Source organism: Streptomyces sp. CAU 1734 (genome assembly GCF_039888735.1).
GTDB lineage: Bacteria > Actinomycetota > Actinomycetes > Streptomycetales > Streptomycetaceae > Streptomyces.
The window spans coordinates 29546-49489 of the sequence record NZ_JBDQQP010000008.1 but is presented as its reverse complement, the minus strand read 5'-3'; the positions used below and the strand labels follow the sequence as shown (position 1 = coordinate 49489).

Sequence of the window (19944 nt, the reverse complement as noted above, 5' to 3'; positions counted from 1 at the left end):
GGAGCAGTCCGGCTCTCGCCGAGCGTGAACCGGATCACCCATTCGAGCGAAGCTCTATCCGGTTGTGGTGTCCGAGTGTACGAGGAGCGAAGGCGCTATGCGGCCCTCTGCCACAATCACCGCGGGGCCGGTCATTTCGATCTCGCCGTCCGGCCGTTCGGTGATGAGCAGCCGTCCGCCGGGAAGATCCACGGTGTAGGTGACGGGGAGTCCGGTGACCGAGGGATCGACGCCATCCCTGCGGGCCGCCGCGACCGCGACGGCGCAGGCGCCGGTGCCGCACGAGCGGGTCTCGCCGGAGCCGCGCTCATGGACGCGCATGGCCACATGGCGCTCCCCCCGGTCGGCGACGAACTCGATGTTCACCCCGTCGGGATACGCGCCGGCCGGGGTGTACGCCGGCTCGGTGAAGAGGTCGCCCGCGTGCCGGAGGTCGTCGACGAAGGCCACCGCGTGGGGGTTGCCCATGCTCACATTGCGGGCGGGCCAGACCCGGCCGTCCACGGTGACGGTGACGGACTCCGCCGGGAGCACGGCACGGCCCATGTGGACGGTGATGTCGCCCGCCTCGCCGCCGGGCCCGGACTTGGCGATGTGCACGGTCTTGACCCCGCCGCGGGTCGCCACCGGGAACTCGCCCGCCTCCGCATGCCCCGCGCTCTGGAGATACCGGGCGAAGACACGGACGCCATTGCCGCACATCTCGGCGATCGAGCCGTCGGCATTGCGGTAGTCCATGAACCACTCGGCCCGGTCCGCCATGGCCCTGGCCTCGGGGTGGGCGGCGGACCGCACGACATGCAGCACGCCGTCCCCGCCGATCCCGGCACGCCGGTCGCAGAGCCGCGCCACCGCCGGGGCGGACAGCTCCAGCTCATTGCCGGGGTCGGGGATGATGACGAAGTCGTTCTCCGTGCCATGGCCCTTGAGGAAGGCGACGGGCGGCTTCGATGCGGATGCCGGAGGCGGTGCGGTGCTCACATGGTCCATCGTACGAGGGGGGTACGACACCCGGCTCCGCGGCCGCCCCGGCGCGGGTGGGACACGGGTGCACGGCGGCCGTGCGGTACGGGACGGAATGCCGGTGCGCGAGGGGCGCGGCCACGCCTCCGCCGGAGGGGCGGAGCCGTCAGCGCAGGCGCGCGACGCGCCAGACGGCGAGCGCGACCAGCAGGGCGCCGACACCGACGTACAGGGCGATCACCCGCCAGTCGGGGCGTTCGCCGGAGCCGCGCGGCGGCAGTCCGGGCCAGGTGTGGCCGACCCGGCGGGCGGCCATCACTCCCCAGCCGGCGGCACAGCAGCTGATCAGCAGTCCGAGCATGGCGACGACGGCGCCGCCGCTCGTGCTGAAGGCCAGGGGGAAGCCGAACATCAGGGATCCGATCGCCGCCAGGGCGACGATGGGGGCGAGCTGCCAGATCCGCAGCCGGCGGGCGGGCCGGAGCTCGACCTCGACCTCGTCCGCCAGAAGACTCTCGTCGGGACCGTCGGGGCTCAGACCGGGTGCGCCGGCGACGGCGTCCCGCCGTTGCCGGTCGGTGTCATGAGGGCCGGCCTCCATCGCCACCCGCCCTCCCCACTCGGACTCCACAGTCGATCGATGCTCGATGATGGCACGGCCGGGGGCGCCGAAATGACAGGCAGGGCGTCCCGATGCCATCACGTGATCAGGCTGTAACCGCTCGTTCGATCAACGCCAGCGCCCGCTGGGGAAGTTCCCCGCGGTCGGCGGCGGCGCCACTGAGCCAATGCACCCTCGGATCTCTTCTGAACCATGAATCCTGACGGCGCGCGAAGCGTTTGGTGGCACGCACGGTCTCGTCGCGCGCCTCCTGTTCGGTGCACTCGCCCGCGAACGACCGGAGGATCTGCTGGTAGCCCAGGGCGCGTGACGCCGTGAGCCCCTCGCGCAACCCCTGCGCCTCCAGTGCGCGCACCTCGTCGATCAGTCCGGCCTCCCACATCCTGTCCACCCGGTCCGCGATGCGCTCGTCAAGCTCCGGGCGGGCCACGTCGACACCGATCTGGACGGTGTCGTAGACGCTGTCGGGGCCGGGCAGATTGGCCGTGAAGGGCTTGCCGGTGATCTCGATCACTTCGAGCGCCCGGACGATCCGGCGGCCGTTCCCGGGGAGGATGGCGCGGCCCGCGCCGGGATCGGCGGCGGCGAGCCGGGCATGCAGCGGGCCCGGGCCCGAGGCGGCCAGTTCCTCTTCCAGCCGGGCGCGGATCGCGGGGTCGGTGCCGGGGAAGTCGAGGGCGTCGACGGCTCCGCGCACATAGAGCCCGGACCCTCCGACCAGGACCGGGGTACGGCCCTCGGCGAGCAGCCGGTCGATCTCGGCCCGGGCGAGCTTCTGGTAGTCGGCGACATTGGCGGTCTCGGTGACGTCCCAGACGTCGAGCAGATGGTGGGGGACTCCCCCGCGCTCCTCCACCGTCAGTTTCGCGGTGCCGATGTCCATCCCCCGGTACAGCTGCATGGAGTCGGCATTGACGACTTCCCCGTCCAGCCGGCGGGCCAGGAAGACCCCCAGATCGGACTTTCCGGCCGCGGTGGGACCGACAACGGTGATGACCCGCGGTGCGGGAGCTGAGCTACTCACCGCCCCAGTCTCGCAAACTCCGGCCGATGTCCCCGAATGAGCGAGGTGACGCCCCGCTCGGGGCTTCGTTGCCTGTTGCGGGATTCCGAACACCGGTCTCCCCGCCGACTGCCCGGGGGCACCGGCAGCAGAGGGCTCAGGGCAGCGCGGATCTTCACCCACCCGAGTACGCTATGGAGAAAATATGGGCGTTTTTGCATGGTTCCTTCGCCGGTCCAAGGGATCCGGGGACGTCACGGACACGCAGGCTTCCCCGGCCGGGGAAGCGGGCGCGGATACCCTGGCGGCGGAGCCCGGGGCCGGACGGGAGGACACGGCCGGGTCCGCGGACCCGGCCGCGCGGGATACCGCGGATACCGCCGGGACGGAGCGGACCGAGAGCTCGAAGGACACGGCGGACGCGGTGCGGCAGGCCGCTCCGCAGGATATTGAGGGCGGTGCGGGCACGGAGAGCGCCGAGCCCGCGGACGGCGCGGAGAAGGCGGCGGCCGAGGTGACCGAAGCCGGTACGGCGGAGGAAGCGAAGGCAGCGGATACGGTCGCGGAGAGTGTGGAGATTCCCCGGCAGCAGTCGGCCGGGGAGGCCGCGGACCGCGAGGCCGGCGAGGGCGCCCGCAAATAAGTTCACACAGTCGCACGCAGTCCCACGACGAAAGGTGCCCCATGGGTCTCCTGGACAACCTGAAGGCCAAGCTCGCCCCCGCCAAGGAGAAGGTCTCCGACTTGGCGCAGCAGCACGGGGACAAGATCGAGCAGGGTCTGGACAAGGCCGCGCACGCGGTCGACGCACGGACCAAGGGCAAGTACAGCGACAAGATCGTGACCGGCACCGGCAAGGCCAAAGAGGCCCTGGACCGGATCGCGCACAAGGATGACGGCGGCAACCCGCCGAAGCCGCCCACGTCCTGATCGGACCCCGGGAGCCCGCCGGCTTCCGGAATCCGGTGGATTTCAACGGCGGACGGCCGCGGAGCATCTCGCTCCGCGGCCGTCCGTCTGTTTGTTTGTTTGTTCGTCTGCCTGTCTGTCTTTGCGGTGCCGTTCCGTGCTGTCCTCGCGGTGCCGTTCCGTGCGGACGGGTCAGGACCAGGTCGCGACGTGGTAACCGACGCCGTACGGAGCGTCCTCGTACAGCAGGCGCCCGCCGAGACCGGCGCCCTCCGCGGCGCCCGCGAGCACCTGCCAGGGGGCGCGGCCGGCCGCCTTGAGCTCGTACGACAGTGACGCGTCCAGCGCGGCCAGGGCGGCGGTATCCGCGTCGCCGAGCGCCCGGGCCACCTCGGTGTCGAAGCCCTCGGCCCGTTCGTCCAGATAGCCCGGCGCCTTCAGGGTGCGGCATGCGCTGCCGTCGCCCATCACCAGCAGGGCCACCCGGTCCGCCCGGGCGGCCAGATCGCGCCCGGCGGCCAGGGCCGACGCCGGTGCCGAGTCCTCGCCGACACCGAGCCCCTCCACCGGGGACGCGGCCCAGCGCGCCCGGCCGAGCAGCCAGGCCCCGACGGACAGGGAGTGCGGAAGCGGGCGTTCCTGGGCGGGCCCGACACCGAGGTGTACGCCGGTGTCGACCCCGAAGCCGCGGAAGGAGCCGGCCGCGCCGGCACGGTGGACGCCCCGGCCGTCCTCGTCGGCGGGTCCGACCACCACCAGGAGACCGGGCCGGGCGGCCGCGAGGACTCCGACCGCGTCGGCACACGCGGTCCGCGCGGCGTCGAGTTCGGCTGCGGCGCCCGCGGCGACCTCGGGCACCAGCAGCGGCGGGCAGGGACAGACTGCGGCGGCGACAAGCATGATCGGCAGCCTAGTGCGTACCGGGCCGCGGTCCGGGGACCGGACGGGCGCGGCCGGGTCAGCCCAGACCGCAGGCGGGCGCCGCGGCGGCCGGCAGCGGCTCCGGGACACCGATCTTCGGCAGACCGAGCATCACACCGGCCGGTTCGGCGGGCTTGGCATTGCGCTTCTCCCAGGCGTCACCCGCGCTGGTGCGGCGCACGGCGGCGACCGGCCCCTCGGCGAGCAGATGGTGGGGGGCGGCGTAGGTGATCTCGACGGTCACCACGTCACCGGGGCGGACCTCGCCGTCCGGCTTGGTGAAGTGGACCAGGCGATTGTCCGGGGCACGGCCCGAGAGCCGGTGGGTGGCACCGTCCTTGCGGCCCTCGCCCTCGGCGACCATGATCTCCAGGGTCCGGCCGACCTGCTTCTTGTTCTCGGCCCAGGAGATCTCCTCCTGGAGGGCGACCAGCCGCTCGTAACGGGCCTGGACGACGGCCTTCGGGATCTGTCCGTCCATGGTCGCGGCGGGGGTGCCGGGGCGCTTGGAGTACTGGAAGGTGAAGGCGTTGGCGAACCGCGCCTCGCGGACCGTGTGCATCGTCTGCTCGAAGTCCTCCTCGGTCTCGCCGGGGAAGCCCACGATGATGTCGGTGGAGATGGCGGCGTGCGGGATCGCGGCGCGCACCTTCTCGATGATCCCGAGGAACCGCTCCTGCCGGTAGGAACGGCGCATCGCCTTCAGGACGGTGTCCGAGCCGGACTGCAGGGGCATGTGCAGCTGCGGCATCACATTGGGCGTCTCCGCCATCGCGGCGATCACGTCGTCGGTGAAGTCGCGGGGGTGCGGGGAGGTGAACCGGACGCGCTCCAGGCCCTCGATCCGCCCGCAGGCGCGCAGCAGCTTGCTGAATGCCTCGCGGTCGCCGATGTCGGAGCCGTAGGCGTTGACGTTCTGGCCGAGCAGGGTGATCTCGGATACGCCTTCGGAGACGAGCGCCTCGATCTCCGCGAGAATGTCGCCGGGCCTGCGGTCCTTCTCCTTGCCGCGCAGGGCGGGCACGATGCAGAAGGTGCAGGTGTTGTTGCAGCCGACGGAGATCGAGACCCAGGCGGCGTAGGCGGACTCGCGGCGCGTCGGGAGGGTGGAGGGGAACGCCTCCAGCGATTCCGCGATCTCCACCTGCGCCTCTTCCTGGACGCGGGCGCGCTCCAGCAGGACGGGCAGCTTGCCGATGTTGTGCGTGCCGAAGACGACATCGACCCAGGGAGCCCTGGTGACGATAGTGTCGCGGTCCTTCTGGGCGAGACAGCCGCCGACGGCGATCTGCATTCCGGGGCGCCGGGTCTTCATCGGCGCGAGGCGGCCGAGGTTGCCGTAGAGCTTGTTGTCCGCGTTCTCCCGGACCGCGCAGGTGTTGAAGACGACGACATCGGCGTCGCCGTCGGCGTTCGCGGGGGCGCGCACATAGCCGGCCCGCTCCAGCAGTCCGGACAGCCGTTCGGAGTCATGGACGTTCATCTGGCACCCGTAGGTGCGGATCTCATAACTGCGCTGAACGTCCACTGCCTGGCTCCGGTCGCTGCTGGTCATGTGACAAGGGTAGGCGGTGACCGGGGCAGCTCATGCCCGGGAGCCCGCGGTCCGCCGAGGGCCGTGCGGGGCCGTGATCGCCGGGAGGAGCGGTTCCGCTTGTGGCGTCCACTCGCCAGGGCCTGGTCATTACAGGGAGTCACCTGGCAGGATCGCAAACATGTTCCAGGCCACATTCCGTATCAGCCGCCGTCGCGCCGTCCAGGCGTCGACGGCCCTGGTGGTGCTGCTCGGAGTGGTGTTCTGGTGGCTGCTGCCCCTCGGCGAGTCCCGGCCACAGGGGTCGATCACCTTCAGTACGGGCTTGCAGACCGGTGTCTATCAGCGGTACGGCGCCATGCTGAAGGACGCCCTGGCCAGGGACATGCCCGATGTCGAGATACAGCTGCGGCTGAGCGAGGGATCCCAGCAGAATCTCGCGCGGGTGGCCTCGGGCGAGGCGGATTTCACCATCGCCACGGCCGACGCGGTCGCGAAGTACATACGGGACGGCAAACCGGGCGCGGAGCGTCTGCGCGGGTGTGCCCGGCTCTACGACGACTATGTGCAGCTGGTGGTTCCCCGGGGCTCCTCCGTGCGCGGGGTGGAGGATCTGCGCGGCAGGAAGGTGGGGGTCGGGCCGGAGGGGTCGGGGGTGCGGCTGGTGGCCGATCGGCTGCTGGCGGCGTCCGGGCTGGATCCGGCTTCGGACATCACACCGGTGCCCGCCGGGATAGACACCGTGCCCGGGCTCCTGGAGCTCGGGGAGCTCGACGCCTTCTTCTGGTCGGGCGGTCTGCCGACCGGAGCGGTGCGGAAGCTGTCCGAGCAGATGGAGGTACGGCTGGTGCCGCTGAAGCCGGCACTCGTCGACCGGGTCCACGCCTCCAGCGATGTGACGGGCTACTACCGCCTCGCGGTGATGCCGGCGGACGCCTACCCGCGCGCTCAGAACAATGTGCCGGTGCCGACGATGGCGGTGGCGAATCTGCTGGTGACCACGGAGGGGGTGGAGAAGGCGATGGTGGAGGGGTTCACCCGCACCGTGATCAAGAGCCGGGATCGCATAGGCAACACGGTCCATCCGGCCCAGCTGGTGGACCTGAGAACGGCGATTTACACGGATCCGCTGCCACTGCACGAAGGGGCGCAGGGCTACTACGTCTCGGAGAAGCCCTGACGTTCGCTCGTCATCCCTCTCCGCATCCCCGTCCGTACCGCTGTCACCCGCCCCACTCCGCCCATTCCTGTCCGGGGTCCGGGCGTCCGGGTCCGGGCGTCCGGCCTCGCCGACGGAGACCGCGGTCATCGGGAAGAGCTCGCCCCTGCGAGGCGGTGCCCGGCGGTCTCCCGGCTCATGGCCTCACGCCGCTCCCGGGGCGGTACGCGGCAGGGTGACGGTCACCCTGAGGCCCTGGGGGGTGTGGTGGGCGTAGGAGATGCGCCCGCCGCCCGCCGAGAGGAGTGCGCGGGAGATCGAGAGCCCGAGACCCGAGCCCTTGATGTTCTGGTGGCGGCCGCTGCGCCAGAAGCGGTCACCGATGCGGGCCAGTTCCTCATCGGTCAGACCCGGGCCGCCGTCCGTGGTCACGATGGTGCAGCTGTTGCCTTCCGAGGCCACCGAGACAGTGACCTCCTCCCCTCTCGGCGTGAACTTGAGCGCGTTGTCGATCACGGCGTCCAGGGCGCTGGAGAGGGCGATGGGGTCGGCCCAGGCGGTGATCGCCGTCAGCCGCCCGGTGAGGCGGACACCCTTCTCATCGGCGAGCGGGCTCCAGGCGGCTATGCGCTCGGCGGCGAGTTCGCCGATGTCGACGATTTCGAGGGAGGCGGAGGTGTGTTCGGCCAGTGCCAGATCGAGCAGGTCGTCGAGGACCTGGGAGAGGCGTTTGCCCTCGGTCCGGACCGAGGCGATCTCCTGGTTGTCCTCGGGCAGTTCGAGAGCGAGGAGTTCGATACGGAGCAGCAGTGCGGCGAGCGGGTTGCGCAGTTGGTGGGAGGCGTCGGCGACAAAGGCCCGCTGCTGTTCCAGCACCTCCTCCACGTTGTCGGCCATCTCGTTGAAGGAGCGCGCCAGCCGGCGCAGTTCCGGCGGGCCGCCGGCCGCCGCGACCCGGGAGTTCATCCGGCCGGTGGCGATGTCGTGGGTGGCCGCGTCCAGGATCCGCACGGGGCGCAGCACCCAGCCGGTGAGGCGGAAGGCGGCGCCGACGGCGAGCAGCATCGCCGCGCCCTCGCCCGCCGCGATCAGCAGCCAGCCCTCCAGGACCCGGGCGCGCAGCTGCCCGGTGGGGGATTCGGTGAGCACCACGGCGACCACATCGCCGTCGCGCACCACCGGCGAGGCGACCACCAGCCGGGCCTTGTCCTGCCAGGGCCAGACCTGGGGCGGATCCTGGCTCCGCCGCCCCGTCAGGGCCTCCTTGAACGCCTGGTACCCCGCGGTGCCCCGGGCCGGGAGGGACCAGCCCTCGGGGGCGAGGGCCATGGCCGTCTCGTCGCGGTAGAAGATGCCGACGCTGATCGAGTAGGTGGCGTTGTAGCGGTTGAGCTGCTCGCGCAGGGTGGAGCGCCGGCCGTCCACGCTGCCCGAGTCGGTGACGAACTGAGCCAGCGCCGCGAACCGCACGGTGTCGTCGATCCGGTCCACGACGACCCGCTGCTGCTGGGCCGCGGCGAGGCTGACGGCGAGCGGAAAGCCGAGGGCGAGCAGTACGCCCGCCATCAGGACGATGAGGAGGGGAAGGAGTCGAGTGCGCACAGGAGGATCAGGCAGTCGGGGCCACGAGCCGGTAGCCGACGCCTCGGACGGTCTCGATCAGGGCGGGCATGCGGAGCTTGGAGCGCAGGGAGGCGACATGCACCTCAAGGGTGCGGCCGGTCCCCTCCCAGCTGGTGTGCCAGACCTCGCTGATGATCTGCTCGCGGCGGAAGACCACTCCCGGCCGCTGGGCGAGCAGCGCCAGCAGGTCGAATTCCTTCCGGGTGAGCTGTACGGATTCACCGCCGACGCTGACGCGGCGCGTGGGCAGCTCGATGGTGACCGTGCCGAGCGTCAGGGCGTTGCCCACCTCGCCCGCGAGATCGTCGGCGGAGGGATTGCGCCTGCTGACGGCGTGGATACGGGCGAGGAGTTCCCCGGTGTCGTACGGCTTGACCACATAGTCGTCGGCGCCGAGGTTGAGCCCGTGGATCCGGGACCTTATGTCGGAGCGGGCGGTCACCATGATCACCGGTGTCGAGGTGATCTTGCGGAGCCTGCCGCACACCTGATAACCGTCCAGATCGGGCAGCCCGAGGTCGAGCAGGATCACGCCGAACGGCGGCTTGCCGGGGTGGGAGGCGGGCAGCACGGAGTGCAGCGCCTCCTCGCCGTTGCGGGCGTGGACCACGTCGAAGCCGTGCCGTGCGAGCACTGCGGAGAGCGCGGCGGCGACATGGTTGTCGTCCTCGACGAGCAGCAGCCTCATGGACCCCCTTCGGTCATGCGATTCGGCCGGCGGCCGGGTGGTGCGGTCGGTGGTGCGCGGTCGTACGGCCCCGGATCGGCACCGGCTCCCGATCGGCACCGGCACTCCCGGCCGGGCGGGCGTGAGCCGCGGTGCGAACCTGCGCGGTGCACGGTCCCGCGCGCGGCGCCGGGCTCGCCCGGGTCCGGTTCACGGGTTCCAGTGTGCGGTCCCGGCCGGGCTCCGGCGCACGGTACGTCGGGTGCCGCGGCGCGCGGCGCACCACGGCATCAATCCCGATCCCCGCCGGGGAGTCAAGTGGCATTTCCCCACCAGCCGGTTTCCGTTATCCACCCGGTACGCCGGACGTCACCTCCTTCACCCATAGTGTCCGCCTGAAGCCATATCGTTATGCTCAATTTCCGCTCAGATGTAATGACGCTGGTCGCACCACGTCACTAATGTCCTCCCAACCGAGGAGGACGGAGCGACAAGCCGATGAGCGGAGTATCAGTAACCAAGGGTGCCGCAGACGCTGTGCCGGCGGCCGGCGGTGACCTGGTCGTACTGAACAACGTCAACAAGCACTTCGGCGCGCTGCACGTGCTCCAGGACATCGACCTGACCATCGCCCGCGGCGAGGTCGTGGTCGTCATCGGACCCTCCGGGTCCGGCAAGTCCACACTGTGCCGCACCATCAACCGCCTGGAGACGATCGACTCCGGTGCGATCTCGATCGACGGCAAGCCGCTGCCCCAGGAGGGCAGAGAGCTGGCCCGGCTCCGCGCCGATGTCGGCATGGTCTTCCAGTCGTTCAACCTCTTCGCACACAAGACTGTGCTGGAGAACGTGATGCTGGGCCAGGTCAAGGTCCGCAGGACGGAGAAGAAGGCCGCCGAGCAGAAGGCGCGCCGGCTTCTCGACCGGGTCGGCGTGGGGTCGCAGTGCGACAAGTACCCGGCCCAGCTCTCCGGCGGTCAGCAGCAGCGCGTCGCGATCGCCCGTGCGCTGGCCATGGACCCCAAGGTCATCCTCTTCGACGAGCCGACCTCGGCTCTCGACCCGGAGATGATCAACGAGGTCCTCGAAGTCATGCAGCAGCTGGCGAGGGACGGGATGACGATGGTCGTCGTCACCCACGAGATGGGTTTCGCCCGCTCCGCCGCGAACCGGGTGGTCTTCATGGCCGACGGCAGGATCGTCGAAGAGGCCGCGCCCGATGAGTTCTTCAACAACCCGCGCAGCGACCGGGCCAAGGACTTCCTGTCGAAGATCCTGCACCACTGACGACCGACGAATCACGACGTAAGGGATGTTCACCATGAAGCTCCGCAAGGTATCCGTGGCCATCGCCACGGGGCTCACCCTCTCGCTCACCCTCGCCGCGTGCGGCGGTGACAGTGGTTCCGACAGTGGCGGCGGCAAAGACAAGATCACCGTTGGCATCAAGTTCGACCAGCCCGGTCTCGGCCTGAAGACGCCCGAGGGCAAGTACACCGGCTTCGACGTCGACGTCGCCACGTATGTCGCCAAGGAGCTCGGGTACGAGGCCAAGGACATCGTCTGGAAGCAGGCCCCCAGCGCGGAGCGCGAGAACCTGATCCGCAACGGTGATGTCGACTTCGTGGCGGCGACGTACACGATCAACGACAAGCGCAAGGCGGAGGTCGACTTCGCCGGACCGTACTTCCTCGCCCACCAGGACCTGCTGGTCCGCACCGACGAGACGGGCATCACCAAGCCCGAGGACCTCAACAGCAAGAAGCTGTGCTCGGTCACCGGCTCGACCTCGGCGCAGAACGTCAAGGAGAAGCTGGCGCCCAAGGCGGACCTTCAGGAGTTCGGCGGGTACTCGGAGTGCCTGACCGGCCTGGAGAACAAGGCTGTTGACGCGCTGACCACGGACGACTCCATCCTTGCCGGTTTCGCCGCGCAGAAGGAGCACCAGGGCAAGTTCAAGCTCGCCGGCCTGAAGATGAGCGACGAGCCGTACGGCATCGGCCTCAAGAAGGGCGACAAGGAGCTCCGGGACAAGATCAACAAGGCCCTGGAGAAGATGCAGTCCGACGGCTCCTGGGAGAAGTTCGTCTCGGCCAACTTCGGCCCGGCCAACTACAAGAACGACCCGGCACCGAAGATCACCGAGACCAGCTGAAGCCGGCGGTGACGTGCCACCGGCCCCGGCCGGTGGCACGCGCCACGATCCAACCAGGAGAGATCGCGGGTCAACGTGTTCGACTTCCTTGATTCCGGGCAGTACGACCTGCTCGGCGCGTTCTGGACGACGGTCCAACTCGCCTTCTACTCGGCCGTGGGCTCCCTGATATGGGGAACACTGCTGGCCGGAATGCGGGTCGGCCCCGTACCGATGATGCGGGCCTTCGGGACCGCCTATGTGAATGTGGTCCGCAACATCCCGCTGACCGTGATCGTCGTCGCCTGCTCACTGTGCCTCTTTCAGACACTGGGCTTCGAACTCGGCGGCGACAACTCCAAGGACACCGGCTTCCGGCTGGCAGTGCTCGGCCTGATCGCCTACACCGGCACCTTCGTCTGTGAGGCGCTGCGCTCGGGCATCAACACCGTCCCGGTCGGCCAGGCCGAGGCGGCCCGCGCGCTGGGGCTGAGCTTCTTCCAGGTGCTCACGCTCATAGTCCTCCCCCAGGCGTTCCGCTCCGTCGTGGCTCCGCTGGCGAATGTACTGATCGCCCTCACGAAGAACACCACGGTGGCGGCGGCGATCGGCGTCGCGGAGGCGTCCCTGCTCATGAAGGAAATGGTCGAGAACGAGGCCCAGGCGCTCTTCGCCGTCTTCGCGCTCTTCGCCTTCGGGTTCATCGTTCTCACCCTGCCCACCGGGCTGATCCTCGGCTGGGTGGCCAAGCGCGTGGCGGTGAAGCGATGACTTCCGTTCTCTATGACGCCCCCGGCCCCCGGGCCAAGCGGCGCAATCTGCTCTACACCGGCGTCTTTCTCGTCCTTCTCGGGCTCGCGGCCTGGTGGGTTCTCGCCACCATGGCCGAGAAGGAGCAGCTGACCGCGGAGAAATGGAGCCCGTTCGTCACGGACTCCCAGGTATGGACCACCTTCCTGCTCCCCGGACTCTGGGAGACGGTCAAGGCGGCCGCGATCGCCGTGGTGATCGCCCTGCCGCTCGGCGCGGTTCTGGGCATCGGACGGCTCTCCGATCACGCCTGGGTACGGGTGCCCGCCGGAATCGTGGTCGAGTTCTTCCGCGCGATCCCGGTGCTGCTGCTGATGGTGTTCGCGAGCGCCGCGTTCGTGCAGTTCACCGACATCGAGTCGGACATCCGGCCGATGTACGCCGTGATCACCGGCCTGGTGCTCTACAACGCCTCGGTGATCGCCGAGATCGTACGGGCGGGAATCCTCTCCCTCCCGAACGGGCAGACGGACGCCGCGAAGGCGATCGGTATGCGCAAGTGGCAGAGCATGGCCTTCGTGCTGCTGCCGCAGGCGGTCACGGCCATGCTCCCGGCCCTGGTCAGCCAGCTGGTGGTGATCGTCAAGGACACCGCGCTGGGCGGCGTGATCCTCGGCTTCTCCGAACTGCTCTACCAGAACCGCCCGATCACCGCGAACTACGGCGCCAACACCATCGCCACGCTCACGGTCATCGCGCTGATCTACGTCGTCCTCAATTTCGCGCTCACCAGCCTGGCGGGCCGGCTCGAGAGCCGCAGCCGCCGGACCAAGAAGAGCACGGGGGCAGTGGTCGACATCAAGAAGATCGACGCAGGACTCGGCGGCGGGGTCTGACCCGTACGCCGATGGGAGAGGGGCGGTGGCGCGGCGGTGCCACCGCCCCTCTCCCTTGCCCTCGTACAGTGCGGTACGCGGCCCGCGGCCCGGCCCCCGCGCGGTCCCCCTCCGTGCGGGAACCACCCGCTGCGGCATCCGGCCGAACAGTGCGGGCCATGTCGTTCTCCTGTCACTTGACGCAGGAACCCCCAATCGGTTGCATACGTTCTGTGATCACGTACCGGACCACCACCGCCTATGCCGGCCCGACCCTGCAAGCCCGGGGAGTCGTGCCGTGGACCCGGTGATCATTGTCGGCGCGGGACCGGTCGGGCTGGCGCTCGCGCTCGCGCTCGCGCGGCAGAGTGTTCCGTCCGTCGTGCTGGACGAGAGCGACGGCGGCGAAGAGCCGCGTCCCGCGCGCACCGTCGTGCTCCGTTCCGATACCGCCGCCATGGCCGAGCGGCTCGGTTGCGCCACCATCCGCGACGAGGGCGCGCACTGGTCCGGCTGGCGCTCCATGCGGCGCAAACAGCAGGTCAGGCAACTACCGCTGGGCGGCGCCGACGACGAGGACGCGCCGCCGTCCCCCCTGCACATTCCCCAGCATGCGCTCACCCGCGGGCTGCGCGAGGCCGCCGGTGCCCAGCCGCTGGTCACCGTGGTGACCGAGAGTCATATGGACGCACTGGAGCAGGACGCGGACGGTGTCACCGTGCACACCCGGGGCCCGGCGGCGACCTGGTGGCGCGGCAGTCATCTGGTGGGCTGCGACGGCGCGCGCTCCACGGTCCGCAAACTCCTCGACATCCGCTTCCCCGGGCGCACCGCCGTGGAACGGCATGCGGTCGCCACCCTCCGCGCCGAACTCCCCTGGCCCGACGAGGCCGTGTCGCACCGTCTGCCGCCCTGGCGGTCCGGCGGCCCGGAGATCACCGCCCGCCCGCTGCGGGACGACACCTGGCGGCTGGACTGGCTGCTTCCGCCGAGTGGCGAACTGGTCACCCCGGACACCCTGGTGGCCCGCGTCCGGGACACCCTGGCGGGCTGGTGCGGGGAGACACCTCCGTACGAGCTCATCGACACCGGCGTCCACACCGTTCACCACCGGCTGGCCCGGCGCTGGCGCGTGGACCGGGCGTTTCTCGCGGGCGACGCGGCGCATCTGCTCGGCGCGCTCGGCACGCAGGGCGTCGACGAGGGGCTGCGGGACGCCGGGAATCTCGCCTGGAAGCTGGCGCAGGTCTGGCACCACGGCCCGTCCGACGCCCTGCTGGACAGCTATCAGGCCGAGCGCAGGACCGCCGTCGCCGCCCGGCTGCGCGCCGCCGACCAGGCCCTGTCGGGGCTGCGCGGGAGCAACCCGCTGCGCGGCCGTCTGCCCGGCGCCGCGCGCGGGCAGGACACCCTCCTGAGCGACGGCCATGTGGGGCAGGGGACACTCGGATCTCTCCCGGTGTACGCGCACTCCCCCCTCGCGCCCGAGCACACCCCGGCCCGGATCTCCGTCGGTACGGCGGCGGGGGCACCGGTCGCGGATGTCCGGGTGACGGCGCCGGACGGCACGAGCGCGCGGCTGCGCGACCGGCTGGGGCAGGGACGGGCGCTGGTGGTCCTGGTGGCGCCCGGTACCGGGGTGTGGGACCGCAGGCACTGGCAGAGCGCGGGGCTGATGCCCCGGCTGGCGGCCGCGGTGAGCGCGCTTCCGATACGGGCCGAACTGCTGGTGACGGAGGGCTATCCGGGTGCCTCGGCGCACTGGGTCCTGCTGGTGCGGCCGGACGGCCATCTGGTGGCGGCTTTCTCCGGGGTGCGCCCGGCCGAGCTGTACGCGGCGGCGGACGCGGTCCGGGGCGGCGCACCCGCTGAGACACCCAGCGACCGCACTGCGGACATCAATTGACCCATGGGGGTCACCATGGTCTACTCCGAAATGTGACCGACACCGATGTGCGCCTGTGGCGGAGGGTCCATATGGACCTCGTCCGCTACGCGGGCTGCGTGTGTCGACCGTCCTGCTGAACTCGCCTTCCCTCCGCGCGCCGTGGGTCGATGCCCGGTGTGCGTTCCAGCGAACTCTCAGGACGGTTTCCGTGTCCCAGTCTCCACCCGGGTCCGCCCCGGTCTTCTCCCCGCCGCTCTCCCCCACCGCCCGCTCCTCCGCCGGCACCGTCCGGCACGCTGCTTACGGGCGGGTGGGCCGAGGTGGTCCCACCTCGGCCGAACTGCTCGACTTCGTCCGGCGGGCCGCTGCCGACAGCGAGCTGATCGCGACGCTTCCGCTCGATCCGGAAGGCCGTACCTGGGTCCGGCTGGACGGGCCCCGCGGGAGCGAGGCATGGCTGATCGGCTGGCCCCCGGGCACCGGAACCGGCTGGCACGACCACGCGGATTCCCTGGGTGCCTTCGCCACGGCGGCAGGTCAGCTGACGGAGAACTCCCTCTCCGTACGGCTTCCGTCGGACGGCTGGAAGACCCTGGAACTACACGAGGGACTCGACCGGGAACGGCGGCTGGCGGAAGGCCAGGGCCGGGCGTTCGGAACGCACCATGTGCACGAGGTGCTGAACCCGTCCGCGACCGAGCATGCCGTGTCGGTCCACGCCTACTACCCGCCGCTGCCGCTGATCCGCCGCTTCAGCCGGACCGGACCGGTGCTCCGTCTGGAGCAGGTCGAACGTCCGGAGGACTGGCAGTGAGCGGCCGGGAGACCTCGGGCGACGGGGCGACGGGGCCGGGCGGTCCGGAGGGGCCGATCGGGATAGACGAGCTGCTGGAGAAGGTCCGGGCGGATCTGGACCGGATCGGCCCGGAGCGGGCTTTCGGGGAAGCCTCGGCCGGTGCGCTGCTGGTGGACATCCGCTATGCGGCACTGCGCGAGCGTGACGGGTTGATTCCCGGTGCGCTGATCGTGGAGCGGAATGAGCTGGAGTGGCGGCTCGATCCCCAGGGCAGCCACCGGGTGCCCGAGGCGGACAGCCATGAGCTGCGGATCGTGGTGATCTGCAATGAGGGGTACGCCTCGTCGCTGGCCGCGGCCTCGCTGCGCCAACTCGGGCTGCACCGGGCGACGGATCTGATCGGCGGCTTCCAGGCGTGGAAGGCCGCAGGGCTGCCGGTGGACCGGGCGGACCGATGAGCGGAGCGGAGTGAGCACGGAGCGGCGGCCCGGGGAGGAGAAGGGCGAGCGAGGGCGGAATTCCGCCGTACTGCTCACCTTCCCCTGAGCCCGAGGAGCCCCTGCCCTGCGGGCCCGGGCTCCTCACCGGCCTCCGCCGGCCTGCCGTTCCGCCGACCGCCGGGTGCCCGTCACGCCGCCCGTACGACCGGCTCCGCCGAAGCCGGCACCGGAGCCGCTTCGGCTTCCGTACCGCTGCCGATGCGAGATGCCGATGCCGATGCCGATGCCGATCAGAGGATCTCGTCCAGATCCTCCACGTCCTCTCCCTCTTCCTCCAGCGCCCGCCGGACCACGCGGAGCGCCATCCCCTCTCCGTATCCCTTGCGGGCGAGCATTCCCGCGAGGCGGCGCAGCCGCCGGTCGCGGTCCAGTCCCCGGGTGGAGCGGAGTCTGCGGGCGACCAGCTCCCGCGCGGTCGCCTCCTCCTGATCCGAGTCGAGCTGCCCCACCGCCTCGTCGATCAGGGCGGAATCGACCCCCTTGGTCCGCAGCTCCCGTGCCAGTGCGCGCCGGGCGAGCCCCCGACCATGGTGCCGGGACTCCACCCAGGCACCCGCGAAGGCCGCGTCATTGATGAGGCCCACATCCTCGAAGCGGGAGAGCACCTCCTCGGCCACCTCGTCGGGGATCTCCCGCTTCCGGAGCGCGTCCGCGAGCTGTTTTCGGGTGAGCGGATTGCCGGTGAGCAGGCGCAGACAGATCGCCCGTGCCCGCTCGGCGGGGTCGGCCGGTCCGGGTGGCAGCACTTTCCCGGCCCTCGACGGGTCAGTGCTGCCACCCTGCCCAGAGGGCGGCCGCTTCGCTGAGAAAGCCATGACCGGACTAGCTCTTGGCCGCCGCGGTCCTGGCCGTCTTCGCCTTGCCCGCGGGTGCGGGCACGGACTTGGCGGCCTCGTCGGCGGGAGCCGCAGCGGCGCTCGGCGCCTCCGCCGCCGGCTCGCTGCCCGGTGCCTCCGGCCTGACCCCGACGCCCAGCTTGTCCTTGATCTTCTTCTCGATCTCGTCGGCGAGATCGGGATTGTCCTTCAGGAAGTTGCGGGCGTTCTCCTTGCCCTGGCCGAGCTGGTCACCCTCGTACGTGTACCAGGCACCCGCCTTGCGCACGAAGCCGTGCTCGACGCCCATGTCGATCAGACCGCCCTCGCGGCTGATCCCGTGCCCGTACAGGATGTCGAACTCGGCCTGCTTGAAGGGCGGCGCAACCTTGTTCTTGACGACCTTGACACGGGTGCGGTTGCCCACCGCGTCCGTGCCGTCCTTGAGGGTCTCGATACGCCGGATGTCCAGCCGGACCGAGGCGTAGAACTTCAGCGCGCGGCCACCGGTGGTGGTCTCCGGCGAGCCGAACATCACACCGATCTTCTCGCGGAGCTGGTTGATGAAGATCGCCGTGGTCTTCGACTGGTTGAGCGCACTGGTGATCTTCCGGAGCGCCTGGCTCATCAGCCGCGCCTGGAGGCCGACGTGCGAATCACCCATCTCGCCCTCGATCTCCGCGCGGGGCACCAGCGCCGCGACGGAGTCGATCACGATCAGGTCGAGCGCGCCGGAGCGGACGAGCATGTCCACGATCTCCAGGGCCTGCTCGCCGTTGTCCGGCTGGGACAGGATCAGGGAGTCGATGTCGACGCCCAGCTTCTTCGCGTACTCCGGGTCGAGAGCGTGCTCGGCGTCCACAAAGGCCACCGCGCCGCCCGCCTTCTGGGCGTTGGCCACCGCGTGCAGGGTCAGGGTCGTCTTGCCGGAGGATTCCGGGCCGTACACCTCCACCACGCGGCCGCGCGGCAGCCCGCCGACGCCGAGGGCGACGTCGAGCGCGGTCGACCCGGTGGGGATGACCTCGATGGGCTCATTCGGCCGCTCGCCCAGGCGCATCACCGCGCCCTTGCCGAATTGCCGTTCAATCTGTGCGAGCGCGGCGTCCAGCGCCTTCTCGCGGTCGGTTCCTGCCATGGGTTCCACCCGATTTGCTTGTGTCGATCGCTTCACGTCACAGACGCTAACCCCTGCCACTGACAATGGGCCCCGGCGTCCCGTCCGCCTGTGGATAACTCCATGAGATCGGTGGCCGGAATCTCATGAGAACGGATGTTCGATTTTGGTGTCAAGCGCACTCCCCGGCGTGCCGCGAAGTACCTCTGACCCCAGTGTCCCCGACCGGTGAAGGATTCCCGGGAGGGCGGCGGACTCCGGGCCGCGAGCCGCCCGGGAAACGGCCGGGGGGAACGGAACGGGGGGCGCTCCGCCCTGGAGCACCCCCCCGTCACCGCTCACCCGGTCAGGCGGAGTCGTCCGCCCCGGCCTCGCGCCGCCGGCCGCCCAGCACCGTGCCCATCCTCCGCAGCAGCCGCCCGTCCCGCCGGCGGTGCCCCTGCACCCGGGGATCGTCGGTCACGTCGTAGCGCCGCACATAGGCGCCGAGGAACGCCTGGAGGGTGGCGACCGCCGGAATCGCGATCAGCGCGCCGACCGCGCCCATCAGCGCCGTGCCGACGATGACGGAGCCGAAGGCCACGGCCGGATGGATGTCGACGGTCCGGGCCGTGAGCTTGGGCTGGAGCACATAGTTCTCGAACTGCTGGTACACCACCACGAAGCCGAGCACCCACACCGCGTACCAGGGGTTCACGGTGAAGGCGATCAGCATCGGCAGCGCGCCCGCCAGATAGGTGCCGATCGTCGGGATGAACTGCGACACGAGGCCGACCCAGACGGCCAGCGCCGGAGCGTAGGGCACCCCCAGAATCTCCAGCAGCACGAAGTGCGCGGTGCCGGAGATCAGCGCCATCAGCCCCCGTGAGTAGAGATAGCCGCCGGTCTTGTCGACGGCGATCTCCCAGGCGCGCAGCACCTCGGCCTGCTTGGCCGGGGGCAGAACGGAACAGAGCGCCCTGCGCAGCCGGGGCCCGTCGGCCGCGAAGTAGAACGAGAAGAGGAAGATCGTCAGCAGCTTGAAGAGCCCGCCGAGAACAGTTGCGGAGATGTCGAGCACACCGCTCGCACTGTTCTGCACGTATTTCCGCAGCCAGTCCGATTCCAGGACATTCTTCTGGACCTCCAGCCGCGACAGCTCCGTGTGGAAGGTCTGGTTGATCCAGCTGATGACCGAGTCGAGGTACTTGGGGAAGTCCTCGACCATGGTCACGATCTGATCCGCGAGCATCGAGCCGAGAAGCACCACGAAGCCGACGGCCGCCGCCAGGACACCGAAGAAGACCAGGAAGGTGGCGAGTCCCCGGCGCATGCCGCGCGCCGCCATCCGCCCCACGGCGGGCTCGATCGCCAGCGCCAGGAAGAAGGCGATCAGGATGTTGATCAGCAATCCGATGAGCTGGTGGAAGGCCCAGTTGCCGAGCTGGAAACAGGCATAGAGGGCAAGGGCCAGCACCATGGCGCGCGGCAGCCAGCGGGGCATGCGGGCGGGAAGGACACCGGTCTCGGATCCGGGCGGCGGTGTGTCCGGCGGAGTCGCGCCTCCGGGCGCACCGGTGGACCGGGGGCCGCCGGCCTGCCCTGGCACCGCCCGGCCGGAATTCTTCCTTCCGCCCGTGGTGTCGGATCCATCGGATCCGTGCTGGTCATTTCTGTCGGTCTTCGGAG

Annotated in this window: 21 protein-coding genes; 11 read left to right on the top strand and 10 right to left on the bottom strand. The window is 70.3% G+C overall.

The window, feature by feature from the left end; translation table 11 throughout:
* Positions 1-54: 54 nt before the first annotated feature.
* The 3 genes from dapF to miaA all read right to left on the bottom strand — a co-directional run bounded on the left by dapF (position 55) and on the right by miaA (position 2609).
* Entirely contained in the window at positions 55-990 is a 936-nt protein-coding gene (gene dapF / locus AAFN69_RS16865; RefSeq protein ID WP_347729333.1) for a diaminopimelate epimerase, read from the bottom strand.
* A 139-nt stretch (positions 991-1129) separates the two neighbouring features.
* The gene (locus AAFN69_RS16860) at positions 1130-1564 is read right to left on the bottom strand and encodes a hypothetical protein (RefSeq protein ID WP_347729576.1); all 435 of its coding nucleotides are present in this window, start codon (positions 1562-1564) and stop codon (positions 1130-1132) included.
* A 106-nt stretch (positions 1565-1670) separates the two neighbouring features.
* Positions 1671-2609 (bottom strand): tRNA (adenosine(37)-N6)-dimethylallyltransferase MiaA, encoded by a 939-nt coding sequence (miaA, locus tag AAFN69_RS16855; protein ID WP_347729332.1) that lies wholly within the window; start codon positions 2607-2609, stop codon positions 1671-1673.
* Positions 2610-2793: 184 nt separating this feature from the next.
* On the opposite strand from miaA, the gene AAFN69_RS16850 reads away from it, so the two are divergent.
* Positions 2794-3231, top strand: a complete 438-nt coding sequence (locus AAFN69_RS16850; RefSeq protein WP_347729331.1) for a hypothetical protein — start codon at positions 2794-2796, stop codon at positions 3229-3231.
* Positions 3232-3272: 41 nt separating this feature from the next.
* Positions 3273-3518 carry an antitoxin gene (locus AAFN69_RS16845; RefSeq protein WP_347729330.1) on the top strand — a complete coding sequence of 82 codons (246 nt, stop codon included), beginning with the start codon at positions 3273-3275 and terminating at the stop codon, positions 3516-3518.
* Positions 3519-3689: 171 nt separating this feature from the next.
* Here the strand turns inward: AAFN69_RS16845 and AAFN69_RS16840 are convergent, their stop codons facing one another.
* Together AAFN69_RS16840 and miaB are read right to left on the bottom strand one after the other, a co-directional pair.
* Positions 3690-4397, bottom strand: a complete 708-nt coding sequence (locus AAFN69_RS16840; protein ID WP_347729329.1) for a hypothetical protein — start codon at positions 4395-4397, stop codon at positions 3690-3692.
* 58 nt (positions 4398-4455) lie between these two features.
* Positions 4456-5973 (bottom strand): tRNA (N6-isopentenyl adenosine(37)-C2)-methylthiotransferase MiaB, encoded by a 1518-nt coding sequence (miaB, locus tag AAFN69_RS16835; RefSeq protein ID WP_347729328.1) that lies wholly within the window; start codon positions 5971-5973, stop codon positions 4456-4458.
* Positions 5974-6133: 160 nt separating this feature from the next.
* Between miaB and AAFN69_RS16830 the strand changes: the two genes are divergently transcribed.
* A complete protein-coding gene (locus AAFN69_RS16830) occupies positions 6134-7132 on the top strand; it encodes a TAXI family TRAP transporter solute-binding subunit (protein ID WP_347729327.1) in 999 nt (332 codons plus the stop codon).
* A 183-nt stretch (positions 7133-7315) separates the two neighbouring features.
* On the opposite strand, the gene AAFN69_RS16825 is transcribed toward AAFN69_RS16830, so the two are convergent.
* Together AAFN69_RS16825 and AAFN69_RS16820 are read right to left on the bottom strand one after the other, a co-directional pair.
* Positions 7316-8713, bottom strand: a complete 1398-nt coding sequence (locus tag AAFN69_RS16825; RefSeq protein ID WP_347729326.1) for a HAMP domain-containing sensor histidine kinase — start codon at positions 8711-8713, stop codon at positions 7316-7318.
* A gap of 7 nt (positions 8714-8720) precedes the next feature.
* Positions 8721-9422, bottom strand: coding sequence for a response regulator transcription factor (locus AAFN69_RS16820; RefSeq protein WP_347729325.1), 702 nt, complete (start codon positions 9420-9422; stop codon positions 8721-8723).
* Positions 9423-9899: 477 nt separating this feature from the next.
* Here AAFN69_RS16820 and AAFN69_RS16815 point away from each other — a divergent pair, with 477 nt between their 5' ends.
* From AAFN69_RS16815 to AAFN69_RS16780, 8 genes are all read left to right on the top strand, one after another.
* Positions 9900-10688, top strand: coding sequence for an amino acid ABC transporter ATP-binding protein (locus AAFN69_RS16815; RefSeq protein WP_347729324.1), 789 nt, complete (start codon positions 9900-9902; stop codon positions 10686-10688).
* 34 nt (positions 10689-10722) lie between these two features.
* Positions 10723-11556 (top strand): glutamate ABC transporter substrate-binding protein, encoded by an 834-nt coding sequence (locus AAFN69_RS16810; protein WP_347729323.1) that lies wholly within the window; start codon positions 10723-10725, stop codon positions 11554-11556.
* A 75-nt stretch (positions 11557-11631) separates the two neighbouring features.
* Entirely contained in the window at positions 11632-12306 is a 675-nt protein-coding gene (locus tag AAFN69_RS16805; protein ID WP_347729322.1) for an amino acid ABC transporter permease, read from the top strand.
* On the top strand, positions 12303-13181 hold the full coding sequence (locus AAFN69_RS16800) for an amino acid ABC transporter permease (RefSeq protein WP_347729321.1): 879 nt from the start codon (positions 12303-12305) through the stop codon (positions 13179-13181). The genes AAFN69_RS16805 and AAFN69_RS16800 overlap by 4 nt, the downstream gene beginning before the upstream one ends.
* Before the next feature lie 277 nt (positions 13182-13458).
* The gene (locus AAFN69_RS16795) at positions 13459-15066 is read left to right on the top strand and encodes an FAD-dependent monooxygenase (protein ID WP_347729320.1); all 1608 of its coding nucleotides are present in this window, start codon (positions 13459-13461) and stop codon (positions 15064-15066) included.
* 32 nt (positions 15067-15098) lie between these two features.
* Positions 15099-15185, top strand: coding sequence for a putative leader peptide (locus tag AAFN69_RS16790; RefSeq protein ID WP_311605579.1), 87 nt, complete (start codon positions 15099-15101; stop codon positions 15183-15185).
* Positions 15186-15358: 173 nt separating this feature from the next.
* Positions 15359-15862, top strand: coding sequence for a cysteine dioxygenase (locus AAFN69_RS16785; protein WP_347729575.1), 504 nt, complete (start codon positions 15359-15361; stop codon positions 15860-15862).
* The gene (locus tag AAFN69_RS16780; RefSeq protein ID WP_347729319.1) at positions 15859-16302 is read left to right on the top strand and encodes a rhodanese-like domain-containing protein; all 444 of its coding nucleotides are present in this window, start codon (positions 15859-15861) and stop codon (positions 16300-16302) included. The genes AAFN69_RS16785 and AAFN69_RS16780 overlap by 4 nt, the downstream gene beginning before the upstream one ends.
* A 272-nt stretch (positions 16303-16574) precedes the next feature.
* Here AAFN69_RS16780 and recX read toward each other — a convergent pair whose 3' ends face one another.
* The 3 genes from recX to AAFN69_RS16765 all read right to left on the bottom strand — a co-directional run bounded on the left by recX (position 16575) and on the right by AAFN69_RS16765 (position 19759).
* Positions 16575-17255 (bottom strand): recombination regulator RecX, encoded by a 681-nt coding sequence (gene recX / locus AAFN69_RS16775; protein ID WP_347729574.1) that lies wholly within the window; start codon positions 17253-17255, stop codon positions 16575-16577.
* The gene (gene recA / locus AAFN69_RS16770; protein WP_347729318.1) at positions 17167-18297 is read right to left on the bottom strand and encodes a recombinase RecA; all 1131 of its coding nucleotides are present in this window, start codon (positions 18295-18297) and stop codon (positions 17167-17169) included. Before recA ends, recX begins: the two co-directional genes overlap by 89 nt.
* A gap of 325 nt (positions 18298-18622) precedes the next feature.
* Positions 18623-19759: an AI-2E family transporter gene (locus tag AAFN69_RS16765; protein WP_347729317.1), complete on the bottom strand. Its 1137-nt coding sequence runs from the start codon at positions 19757-19759 to the stop codon at positions 18623-18625.
* Between the last annotated feature and the right edge of the window lie 185 nt (positions 19760-19944).